The organism is Pseudomonas sp. LBUM1658, assembly GCF_059716055.1.
In genome coordinates, this window is sequence record NZ_CP166798.1 from 5,667,905 (window position 1) to 5,678,607 (window position 10,703).

A 10,703-nucleotide genomic window follows, 5' to 3' on the forward strand; every position below is an offset into this window, starting at 1 on the left:
AACGGCGGCCTTCGGGCCGCCGTTTTGCTTTAGAATGGTCGCCTTTTTCAACGGTTTATCGTGCTGCGCACACCGGAGCTTTTACATGACGGCCCACGCCGACCTTTCGCCGACCCTCCAACTCGCCTGCGACCTGATCCGCCGTCCCTCGGTGACGCCGATCGACGCCGATTGCCAGAAGCTGATGATGCAGCGCCTGGGCGATGCCGGCTTCAAGCTGGAGCCAATGCGCATTGAAGATGTGGATAACTTCTGGGCGACCCACGGCAAACATGATGGCCCGGTGCTGTGCTTCGCTGGCCACACCGACGTGGTCCCGACCGGCCCCGTGCAAGCCTGGCAGACCGACCCGTTCGACGCATTGATCGACGAACACGGCATGCTCTGCGGCCGTGGCGCGGCGGACATGAAAGGCAGCCTCGCGGCGATGCTGGTGGCGGCCGAGCGCTTTGTCGCCGACTACCCGGACCACAAAGGCTCGGTGGCCTTCCTGATCACCAGTGACGAAGAAGGCCCGGCCCATCACGGCACCAAAGCGGTGATCGAACGTCTGGTAGCTCGTAAAGAGCGCCTGGACTGGTGCATCGTCGGCGAGCCGTCGAGCACGACGCTGGTCGGTGATGTGGTCAAAAATGGTCGTCGCGGCTCCCTCGGCGCCAGGCTCACCGTACGCGGTGTACAGGGCCACGTGGCCTACCCGCACCTGGCGAAAAATCCGATCCACCTCGCCGCTCCGGCCCTGACCGAACTGGCCGCCGAGCACTGGGACCACGGCAACAGCTTCTTCCCGCCGACCAGCTTCCAGATCTCCAACCTGAATTCCGGCACCGGCGCGACCAACGTGATCCCCGGTGATCTGGTCGCCGTGTTCAACTTCCGCTTCTCCACCGAGTCGACCGTCGAAGGCCTGCAAAAGCGCGTCGCCGATATCCTCGACAAGCATGGCCTGGATTGGCATGTGGAGTGGGCGCTGTCCGGCCTGCCATTCCTCACCGAACCGGGCGCACTGCTCGATGCGGTGTCGGCGAGCATCAAGGCAATCACCGGGCGTGAAACCCAGGCTTCCACCAGCGGCGGCACCTCCGATGGGCGCTTCATTGCGACCATGGGCACCCAGGTAGTCGAACTGGGCCCGGTCAACGCGACGATCCATCAGGTTAACGAGCGCGTGCTGGCCAGCGACCTCGACGTGCTGACCGAAATCTACTACCAGACCCTGATCAAGTTGCTCGCCTGATGCTCGCCTGCCCGATCTGCAGCGAACCGCTGAAAGCGGTGGACAACGGCGTGGCCTGCCCCGCCGGGCATCGTTTCGACCGCTCCCGCCAGGGTTACCTGAACCTGTTGCCGGTGCAGCACAAGAACAGCCGCGACCCTGGGGATAACCAGGCGATGGTCGAAGCCCGTCGCGATTTCCTCAACGCCGGTCACTACGCACCGGTAGCCAAGCGTCTGGCCGAACTGGCCGCAGAAGTCGCGCCGCAGCGCTGGCTGGACATCGGTTGTGGCGAGGGTTATTACACCGCGCAAATCGCCGCAGCCCTGCCCGACGCTGAAGGTTACGCCCTGGATATCTCCCGCGAAGCGGTGAAACGCGCCTGCCGGCGCAATCCGCAGCTGACCTGGTTGATCGCCAGCATGGCCCGTGTGCCCTTGGCCGATGCCAGCTGTCAGTTCCTCGCCAGCGTGTTCAGCCCCCTCGACTGGCTGGAGGCCAAGCGCCTGCTCAGCCCCGGCGGTGGCTTGATGAAGGTCGGGCCGACCAGCGGCCATCTGATGGAATTGCGCGAGCGCCTGTACGATGAGGTGCGTGAATACACCGATGACAAGCATCTGGCACTGGTGCCCGAAGGCATGCAGTTGCAACACAGCGAAACCCTGGACTTCAAGTTGATCCTGGCCAGCGGTCAGGACCGCGCCAACCTGTTGGCCATGACACCCCACGGCTGGCGCGCCAGTGCCGAACGGCGGGCGAATGTCATCGAACAGGCCGAGCCGTTCGAGGTCAGCGTGTCAATGCGCTACGATTACTTCGTTCTTCAGTAATCCTTCATTCATGGCCTTGAGCATCGCTTGAGGCCGACTAAATCCGCGAATGGATTTTTCAGAACCGCATTGAGGACATCCATGCGCCAGCCCGATATCGAGATTTACCTGAAAGACGCCGACGTCGACTACAAGGCCATCGCCGCCTGGCTCGGCACGGCCCTGGGCCCTTGCACCGACTGGGTGCAGAGGGGTCAGACCTACAAATGCAAGGCCGGCGATGTGCCCGTGACCTGGCTGCCGAAGGCCGTGGGCAAGTGGAACAGCCTGCACCTGGACAGCGACCAGACCCCATGGGACGACGACATTGCCTGCGCTCGCGCCGCTTTCGCCGCGCTGAACGTGGAAGTGCGTTGCGCGCCGGGTTCCTGGGTCGAGGACGAAGGCGAGGAAACCGCTGATCGCTGGATTCGCATCAGCGCTGATGGTGAAGAAGAGATCACCTGGCATACGACGTAATTCACTGCCAAAAAAAATCCGGAATCTGTCAAGGATTCCGGATTTTTTATGCCTGGCTGTAGCCGCTGCCGAAGGCTGCGTTCGGCAGCTGCTACGGGGTCGGTGTGCGCTAAAGCCTCACTGCTCCAGCTTCGGCGTTTCCTCGCCCATGCAGCGCACAGCCTTCTTCTTGCTGTTGACCAGCACGCCGGTCAACCCTTTCTGCTCGGTGTCGAACAGCACCAGCACACCATCAATGCACTGCGCGACCTGGGTAGCGGGCTCCAGGGAAACCTTGTAGTCCTCGCCCGGCAGGGTTTTGACCATAGTGAATTCGCTCAGCAGCAGTGCGTCTTCCGGTTTGGCAAAGTGCAGGTAGCCGTAGTACCCCAGGACCGCGACAGTGCCGAGGATGCTGCAGATACCGGTGATGATCAGGGGAATGGCGTTACGTTCTTCACTCATTGCGGACTCTCTGGAGGTTCAACTTTTGAATTCGGGGGTAGCGGGTAATTCGGGATTTCGCCCAGCCGGCGCAGGCCGTTGAAATGCTGCGGGTCATCGAGGTAACGCAGCATGACTTTTCGCCAGACCGGATCGGCAAAGGTCTGCACATGACCCCCACGGGTCAGTTGCAACACCCTGGGCGGCGGCGCAGCTTGATACAGACGGATGCCGTTGGAAAGAGGCACCAGCGGATCATCGATGCTGTGGTAGATCAGTTTTGGCACTGCATTGAGTTGCGCCATGGCGTTGATCGCGCTGTCGTCGTCCGGCACCAGCCAGGACAGCGGCACCTGGAACGGCCAGGTCACCCAGGAAGAACTCAAGGCGAAGCGCCCGACATCCCGGTAACTGGCCGGCACGCCGTCGAACACTATGGCTTTGAGCTGACGCTGGCGCTCGGGATGTTTGACCAGGTAATGCACCGCCAGCGCGCCGCCCAGGCTCTGACCGAGGACCACCAGCGGTTTGCCTTGAACCTCGGGGGCCGTGTCCAGCCACTGGAACGCCGCGTCGATGTCCTGGTAGATCTCCGGCAGCCGCGGCTCACCTTCGGACAGGCCATAACCGCGATAGTCCACCAGCAACACCTGATAGCCCTCCTCCGGCAGCCACCAGCTGCCGCCCAGATGCCAGGCCAGATTGCCGCCATTGCCGTGCAGATGCAGCACCGTGCCCTTGACCGCCACACCCGTCTTGGCCGGTAGCCACCAACCGTGCAGCTTGAGACCGTCGGCGGTGGTCAGGGTGACGTCGCGAAATTGCAGTTTGGCTTTTTCCGGGGTAAACGGCTGGCCGGGTTCGGGGTAGAACAGCAAGGCGCTGCAGCCGCTCAGTACGAGTAACAGGCTGATGATGCCGAGGATTCTCATCCGATTGAAACCTCGCAACTGGAAAGTGAACGCTGCGCCCCTGTAGGAGCGAGCTTGCTCGCGATGAACTCAAGGGCGGCGCGTTTATTCAGGCAACACGCGTTATCGTTAACGTCCATCGCGAGCAAGCTCGCTCCTACAAGGGCTGTGCAATTCTGTGCTGTTACAGAATATTCGAATAATCCGCCTCGATCCGATCCAGGCTCAGGTGATTGAGGAAGTTGGAGAAGCACATCCAGGCCGACAAGGCGTTCAAGTCACGGATTTGCTCGGGTAAATACTTGGGCGGCACCACCAGTCCTTCGTCCACCAGTTGACGCAGCGTGCGCATGTCTTCCAGGGTGGTCTTGCCACAGAACAGCAAGGGAATCTGCTCAAGCTTGCCCTTACGCACGGCCAACTGAATGTAGTTGTAAACCATGATAAAGCCCTTGAGATAGGACAAGTCTTTGGTGAATGGCAGACCGTTAGGCACTGAGCCGCGGAACACCCGGCTGGCGTTGCCGTAGCTTTGCTCCATATCGAAGCCATGTTCGCGGAAGAATTCGAAGATCTGCAGGAAGTCCGCGCCCTCCTCCACCATATGGATGGCGCGGGTGCGGTTAGTCAGTTTGCGCAGGCGGCTTGGATAAGAGGCAAAGGTGATGATTTCCATCAGGATCGCCAGGCCTTCCTGGGTCACGGTCGATGACGGCGGGCCCTTGGACAGGAAGGTGCAGATCGGCTGGTTCAGACCGTTGAGGGTGGTACCGACATGCACCAGCCCTTCATGGACTTCGAGGGCGCGCACATCACGGTGGTTGAACATAGCGTCGGTGCGGATCTTGATGTAGTCGGCACCGGCCGCCGCATCGGCGACGATCCCGTCGGACTCGAACACCCGAATGGTTTCCTCGGCCTCGCCGAACACCTTGTTCAGACGGGTTTGCAGCAGGTGAACGGCTTCCTTGGCGGTCAGGATCTTGGGTTCGTCCTTGAGGTCGCCGCGGCCGTCGATGTTGTTCAGGTAATCGGAGAGCATCAGGCCCAGGTCGGCCAGGGTCGGGTCACCGGCATGGAAGGCGTCGGAAGCGGCGCCGTAAAGCTCCTGGGAGATCAGACCGAAGTCTTCGGTGCCGCGCGCTTCGAGCATGCGCACCACCATGCGGTACTCCTTGCACATACGCCGCATGATCTGCCCGACCGGGTTGAACTGCCCCAGTTGACGGGTGATGTCCCGTTCGATGTTCTGGAATTCCAGTTTCACCGAACTGGGATCGAACGCCAGCGGGCGGTTGAGGTAGTAGTCGCGATCCACCGCAGGCATTTCCTTGCCATCGGCCTCGAGGAAACCGTTGCGGATGCTGTCATCCCACTTGACCGCATCCAGTACGCGGATCGGCGTTTGCGCCAGCACTATGCGATCGGACAAGAGGCGTATCGTCTGCTGGTAATCGTCCACCCGAAGCTCCTATAGATTACGTTCTATGCCGCGTTTACTTACCTGAACGCTGGAAGCGCGCCACTTCGACGAACACATCTGAGTTGGCCGGGTCATCCAGGTAGGCGAACACCTGGTCCAGTGGATTGCCGATCAGCACGCCTTCGCCTTCTTTGGTTTCAAACGGCTCGCCACTCAGGGCTTCTTGCCCGAGTGCCTGATGGATCTGCTCGAGGTCGAGGTTGTAGACCACCAGTTCATGGTCAGCGGTCAACTCGAAACCGGCGATAGTGAAGTTGCCGCCGAAACTGGCCGGTACTTTTGCCGACACATACCAGCGGCTGCCATGACGGGAGACCGTGAACCCATAGGCGTCGCGCTCCCGGGGCCTGGTTTTGGCGTAGCTGACGGCCTGGTAGCGATTGGTGCCGACACGGGTCAGCTCAAGGTTGAGCGCCTCGCCCCAGGCATTCTTGCTGGTCCATTTGCCGAGCAACCCCACAGGCGCCGGCTCCCTCGCCGGCAGCGGCTCCTTGAAGGACACCAGACAGCCGCTCAGTAGCAGAAACGACAAGGCGATCACTACACGCCAGGACTTCATTCAACACTCCCTATGAACATATGACCGGCCTCTGTAGGAGCTGCCGCAGGCTGCGATCTGTGAAAACCTGGTGAGATCTGCGTGGGCAGATCGAAGATCAAAAGATCGCAGCCTTCGGCAGCTCCTACAAGGGACCGCGTGGTTCACGCCAATGCCGGCACCCGAGGGGTGCCGGGTTCCTCAGACAGATGCCAGCACCAAATGCATGTAACGCTTGAGAATACCGAGCATTTCTTCCTCGGCCTGAGGCTCCGGATCATTGAGCAGACCTTGATATTCCATCCGTCCGATAATCGCCGTCAACACTTTGGCATCTTGTTGTGGCTCACGGGAACCTAAAACCTGGAAAAACTGGCATGTGCCCTGTAGGAGAATTTGCTGGTGCGAGCGCACCAACAGTGCCAGACGCGGATTGAGCAGCGCTTCCTGGCGGAACGCCTGTTCGGCCATCAGGTGCTCGCGACGGTTGTGCAATTGGCGCTGAACATAGTCGGCGGTCAACCGGGCAATGTCGTCGGCCAGTTGCGAACGGGACTCCTGGCTGCCATCACCATAGGCGACCATCTCGCGCAGCAAGCCTTCGTTATTCGCCCAGAATTTAGCCATGAAGGCCGCGCTGCGTTCCACGTATTGAGCGAAGGTATCGGTAAGCAGGTCATCGATATCCTTGAAATAGTAAGTGGTCGCCGACAGCGGTACACCAGCCTCGGTGGCCACTGCGCGGTGACGCACCGCCCGCACTCCGTCGCGTACCACAATGCGCATGGCGGCATCGAGAATAACTTGTCGGCGCTGCTCGCTGCCCTGCCGGCTGGCCTTGCGGCCCTGGTACTGAACACTTTCAGCGACCGCAGCGGCGATACCCGCTGCACCATCTAGAGCAATTGCACGATTCACGACAGGTATTTCCTCTCAAATGAAAGCAACAAATTGATACGCTTGTACCAGACAGGCAATAAAAAGCCGCCTGAGGTAGGCGGCTTTTTACTCAAAACACTTAGGCTTGCGGCCGCATGTGCGGGAACAGGATCACGTCACGGATCGACGGAGCGTCGGTGAGCAGCATCACCAGACGGTCGATACCGATACCTTCACCTGCCGTTGGCGGCATGCCGTACTCCAGGGCGCGAACGAAGTCAGCATCGTAATGCATGGCTTCGTCATCACCGGAATCCTTGTCACGCACCTGAGCCTGGAAGCGCTCGGCCTGGTCTTCTGCGTCGTTCAACTCGGAGTAGGCGTTGGCGATTTCACGACCGCCAATGAACAACTCGAAGCGGTCGGTGACATTCGGGTTGGTGTTGTTGCGACGTGCCAGTGGCGACACTTCGAACGGGTATTCGGTGATGAAGGTCGGCTGTTCCAGTTTGTGCTCGACCAGCTCTTCGAAAATCATGGTTTGCAGCTTGCCCAGACCTTCGAAGCCTTTGACGTCGGCACCGGACTTCTTGGCGATAACGCGGGCCTTGTCGATGTCTTGCAGATCGGCTTCGGTGATCTCGGGGTTGTACTTGAGGATCGAGGCAAACACCGAGATGCGCTGGAACGGCTGGCCGAAATGGAACACCTTGCCCTGATACGGCACATCGGTGGAACCCAGAACCAGCTGCGCGAGTTCGCGGAACAGTTCTTCGGTCAGGTCCATGTTGTCTTCGTAGTCAGCGTAGGCCTGGTAGAACTCGAGCATGGTGAACTCGGGGTTGTGCCGGGTCGATACGCCTTCGTTACGGAAGTTGCGGTTGATCTCGAACACGCGCTCGAAACCACCGACCACCAGACGCTTGAGGTACAGCTCCGGCGCGATGCGCAGGAACATGTCCAGGTCCAGGGCGTTGTGGTGAGTCTCGAACGGCTTGGCCGCGGCACCACCGGGAATGGTTTGCAGCATCGGCGTTTCGACTTCAAGGAAGTCGCGCTGCATCAGGAAACTGCGGATGTGCGCGATCACTTGCGAACGAATGCGGAACGTCTGACGAACTTCTTCGTTGACGATCAGGTCGACGTAGCGCTGGCGATAGCGGGTTTCGGTATCGGTCAGGCCGTGGTGCTTGTCCGGCAACGGGCGCAGGGACTTGGTCAGCAGGCGCACATTGGTCATTTCAACGTACAGGTCACCTTTGCCGGAACGGGCCAGGGTGCCTTCGGCGGCAATGATGTCGCCCAGGTCCCAGGTTTTGACCGCGGCCAGGGTTTCTTCGGACAGGGTTTTACGGTTGACGTAAACCTGGATGCGCCCGGACATGTCCTGGATCACCATGAAGGAACCACGGTTGAGCATGAGACGACCGGCAACCTTGACCGGGATCGCAGCCTCTGCCAGCTCTTCCTTGGTCTTGTCCACGTACTTCTTCTGCAAGTCATCGCAGTAGGCATCGCGACGGAAGTCGTTGGGGAAGGCCTGGCCCTTGGCGCGCTCGGCAGCAAGCTTTTCCTTGCGCAGGGCGATCAGGGAGTTTTCTTCCTGTTGCAGGGCTTGCGGATCGAGTTGTAGGTCGCTCATGTCTTTAAATATTCCATCACAGGTTCATTGCCCCCGGCTTCGAGGGTTCGCGGGCTTCGCCACGCTCCTGCAGGAGCGCGGTGGCTCCGCAGATTTCCGGTGTTGCCTGATTACAGCCCTTGCTTGAGGCTGGCGATCAGGTATTCGTCGATATCGCCGTCGAGCACCTTGTCGCAGTCGCTGCGCTCGATGTTCGTGCGCAGATCCTTGATCCGCGACTGGTCGAGCACGTACGAACGGATCTGATGCCCCCAGCCGATATCCGACTTGGTGTCTTCCAGGGCTTGCGAAGCAGCGTTGCGCTTCTGCACTTCCTGTTCGTACAAACGTGCCCGCAACATTTTCATCGCGGTGTCTTTGTTCGCGTGCTGGGAACGTTCGTTCTGGCAGCAGACCACGGTGTTGGTCGGTACGTGAGTGATACGTACCGCCGAGTCGGTGGTGTTTACGTGCTGACCACCGGCACCGGAGGAGCGATAGGTATCGATCCGCAAGTCCGACGGGTTGATGTCGATTTCGATGTTGTCATCGATTTCCGGCGAAACGAAAACCGCCGAGAACGAGGTGTGACGACGGTTGCCGGAGTCGTACGGGCTCTTGCGTACCAGACGGTGCACGCCGATTTCTGTGCGCAGCCAGCCAAAGGCGTATTCACCCTTGATGTGCACGGTCGCGCCCTTGATCCCGGCGACTTCACCGGCGGACAGCTCCATGATGGTCGCTTCGAAACCGCGTTTATCCGCCCAGCGCAGGTACATGCGCAGCAGGATGTTGGCCCAGTCCTGGGCTTCGGTGCCGCCAGAACCGGACTGAATGTCCAGGTAAGCGTTGTTGGCATCCATCTCGCCGCTGAACATCCGGCGGAACTCGAGCTTCTCGAGGGACTCGCGCAGACGCTCGACTTCAGCGGCAACGTCGTCTACAGCGGCCTGGTCTTCTTCCTCGGCAGACATCAGCAGCAGGTCTTTGGCATCCACCAGACCGCTGGACATTTCATCGAGGGTATCGACGATCTGGGCCAGCAAGGAACGCTCGCGGCCTAGATTCTGGGCGTATTCAGGGTTGTTCCAGACACTCGGATCTTCAAGCTCGCGATTGACTTCGGTCAGACGCTCATGCTTTTGATCGTAGTCAAAGATACCCCCGAATAGTTTCGGAGCGCTCGGACAGGTCCTTGATACTGTTAAGGATCGGGTTGATTTCCATGGCGGGCAGCACTCGTTGGCGAACTTTTGAAAGCCGACGAGTATACCGTAGTCAGGCTGTCACGGCAGCCCGCTTGGCCGATGACACCCCTATTTCATTCAATCCCCACCTGATTACGCCCATTGTTCTTCGCCAGGTACAAACCTTTGTCGGCGGCCGAGATGAGTTGCCGACAATTGCTGCCCTGCTGCGGGGTTATGGTCGACAGGCCGATGCTGATGGTCAGCTTCGCGTCTAAGGTCGGGTAGATGTGCGGGATATTCAGTGCGGCCACGGCCTGGCGCAGTTTCTCGGCGACCATCCGCGCGCCGCCTGGCGAGGTGTTGGGTAGCACCAGGACGAACTCTTCGCCACCGTAACGGGCCGGCAGATCCGACGGTCGGCTGCTGGCGTCGCGAATGGCCATGGCGACCTTGCGCAGGGCTTCATCGCCCTCCAGATGACCGAAGCTGTCGTTGTACAACTTGAAGTAGTCGACATCGATCATCAATAGCGACAGCTGCGTCTGATCGCGCAGGCATCGCCGCCATTCCAGCTCGAGGTACTCGTCGAAGTGCCGGCGATTGGACAGCCCGGTCAGGCCGTCGGAGTTCATCAGGCGCTGCAGCACCAGGTTGGTGTCGAGCAACTGCTGCTGGCTGACTCGCAAGGCACGATAAGCCGCATCGCGCTGCAACAGGGTCATGTAGGAGCGCGAGTGATAGCGGATCCGCGCCACCAGTTCGATGTTATCCGGCAGCTTGACCAGATAATCGTTGGCCCCGGCGGCAAACGCCGCGCTTTTGATCAAGGGGTCTTCCTTGGTCGACAGCACGATGATCGGAATATTCTTGGTCGCCGGGTGGTTGCGGTATTCACGTACCAGCGTCAGGCCATCCAGCCCTGGCATGACCAGATCCTGGAGGATCACCGTCGGCTTGATGCGGACCGCCTGGGCGATAGCCTGATGGGGGTCAGAGCAGAAGTGGAAGTCGATATTCTCTTCATTGGCCAGCCCGCGCCGTACTGCTTCACCGATCATTGCCTGGTCATCGACCAACAGCACCATCGCGGCATTTTCATCGGTTTTGAAATCGTCGAGCTGTAAATCATTCATCGGTGGTCACCTGAATTTCT

The 10,703-nt window shown here is 59.9% G+C and carries 11 protein-coding genes; 3 read left to right on the forward strand and 8 right to left on the reverse strand.

Features of this window, described 5'->3' with window-relative positions; all coding sequences use genetic code 11:
• Positions 1–85 precede the first annotated feature (85 nt).
• The 3 genes from dapE to ACA064_RS26205 all read left to right on the forward strand — a co-directional run bounded on the left by dapE (position 86) and on the right by ACA064_RS26205 (position 2,505).
• A complete protein-coding gene (gene dapE / locus ACA064_RS26195; protein ID WP_497670715.1) occupies positions 86–1,237 on the forward strand; it encodes a succinyl-diaminopimelate desuccinylase in 1,152 nt (383 codons plus the stop codon).
• The gene (locus ACA064_RS26200) at positions 1,237–2,046 is read left to right on the forward strand and encodes a putative RNA methyltransferase (RefSeq protein WP_497670716.1); all 810 of its coding nucleotides are present in this window, start codon (positions 1,237–1,239) and stop codon (positions 2,044–2,046) included. Before dapE ends, ACA064_RS26200 begins: the two co-directional genes overlap by 1 nt.
• 81 nt (positions 2,047–2,127) lie before the next feature.
• On the forward strand, positions 2,128–2,505 hold the full coding sequence (locus ACA064_RS26205; protein WP_497670717.1) for a hypothetical protein: 378 nt from the start codon (positions 2,128–2,130) through the stop codon (positions 2,503–2,505).
• Positions 2,506–2,622: 117 nt separating this feature from the next.
• On the opposite strand, the gene ACA064_RS26210 is transcribed toward ACA064_RS26205, so the two are convergent.
• From ACA064_RS26210 to ACA064_RS26245, 8 genes are all read right to left on the reverse strand, one after another.
• Positions 2,623–2,949 (reverse strand): PA3694 family proteiin, encoded by a 327-nt coding sequence (locus tag ACA064_RS26210; RefSeq protein ID WP_497670718.1) that lies wholly within the window; start codon positions 2,947–2,949, stop codon positions 2,623–2,625.
• The gene (locus ACA064_RS26215; RefSeq protein ID WP_497670719.1) at positions 2,946–3,860 is read right to left on the reverse strand and encodes an alpha/beta hydrolase; all 915 of its coding nucleotides are present in this window, start codon (positions 3,858–3,860) and stop codon (positions 2,946–2,948) included. Before ACA064_RS26215 ends, ACA064_RS26210 begins: the two co-directional genes overlap by 4 nt.
• Before the next feature lie 163 nt (positions 3,861–4,023).
• Positions 4,024–5,301: a flavohemoglobin expression-modulating QEGLA motif protein gene (locus ACA064_RS26220; protein WP_497670720.1), complete on the reverse strand. Its 1,278-nt coding sequence runs from the start codon at positions 5,299–5,301 to the stop codon at positions 4,024–4,026.
• A gap of 34 nt (positions 5,302–5,335) precedes the next feature.
• Positions 5,336–5,881: a hypothetical protein gene (locus ACA064_RS26225; RefSeq protein WP_497670721.1), complete on the reverse strand. Its 546-nt coding sequence runs from the start codon at positions 5,879–5,881 to the stop codon at positions 5,336–5,338.
• A gap of 180 nt (positions 5,882–6,061) precedes the next feature.
• Positions 6,062–6,766 (reverse strand): TetR/AcrR family transcriptional regulator, encoded by a 705-nt coding sequence (locus ACA064_RS26230; protein ID WP_497674331.1) that lies wholly within the window; start codon positions 6,764–6,766, stop codon positions 6,062–6,064.
• Positions 6,767–6,878: 112 nt separating this feature from the next.
• Positions 6,879–8,381: a lysine--tRNA ligase gene (gene lysS / locus ACA064_RS26235; RefSeq protein ID WP_497670722.1), complete on the reverse strand. Its 1,503-nt coding sequence runs from the start codon at positions 8,379–8,381 to the stop codon at positions 6,879–6,881.
• Between the two features lie 110 nt (positions 8,382–8,491).
• A protein-coding gene (prfB, locus tag ACA064_RS26240) for a peptide chain release factor 2 (protein WP_497670723.1) occupies positions 8,492–9,587 on the reverse strand; the annotation gives its coding sequence in 2 pieces (ribosomal slippage) (positions 8,492–9,514 and positions 9,516–9,587; 1,095 coding nt in all).
• Between the two features lie 94 nt (positions 9,588–9,681).
• A complete protein-coding gene (locus ACA064_RS26245) occupies positions 9,682–10,683 on the reverse strand; it encodes a diguanylate cyclase domain-containing protein (protein WP_497670724.1) in 1,002 nt (333 codons plus the stop codon).
• Positions 10,684–10,703 lie beyond the last annotated feature (20 nt).

What these genes read in the sequence shown, in the direction of transcription:
- lysS (WP_497670722.1), bottom strand. Translation starts at nt 8,381, where the DNA reads ATGAGCGACCTACAACTCGATCCGCAAGCCCTGCAACAGGAAGAAAAC.
- ACA064_RS26225 (WP_497670721.1), bottom strand. Translation starts at nt 5,881, where the DNA reads ATGAAGTCCTGGCGTGTAGTGATCGCCTTGTCGTTTCTGCTACTGAGC.
- ACA064_RS26210 (WP_497670718.1), bottom strand. Translation starts at nt 2,949, where the DNA reads ATGAGTGAAGAACGTAACGCCATTCCCCTGATCATCACCGGTATCTGC.
- ACA064_RS26215 (WP_497670719.1), bottom strand. Translation starts at nt 3,860, where the DNA reads ATGAGAATCCTCGGCATCATCAGCCTGTTACTCGTACTGAGCGGCTGC.
- ACA064_RS26245 (WP_497670724.1), bottom strand. Translation starts at nt 10,683, where the DNA reads ATGAATGATTTACAGCTCGACGATTTCAAAACCGATGAAAATGCCGCG.
- ACA064_RS26200 (WP_497670716.1), top strand. Translation starts at nt 1,237, where the DNA reads ATGCTCGCCTGCCCGATCTGCAGCGAACCGCTGAAAGCGGTGGACAAC.
- ACA064_RS26205 (WP_497670717.1), top strand. Translation starts at nt 2,128, where the DNA reads ATGCGCCAGCCCGATATCGAGATTTACCTGAAAGACGCCGACGTCGAC.
- dapE (WP_497670715.1), top strand. Translation starts at nt 86, where the DNA reads ATGACGGCCCACGCCGACCTTTCGCCGACCCTCCAACTCGCCTGCGAC.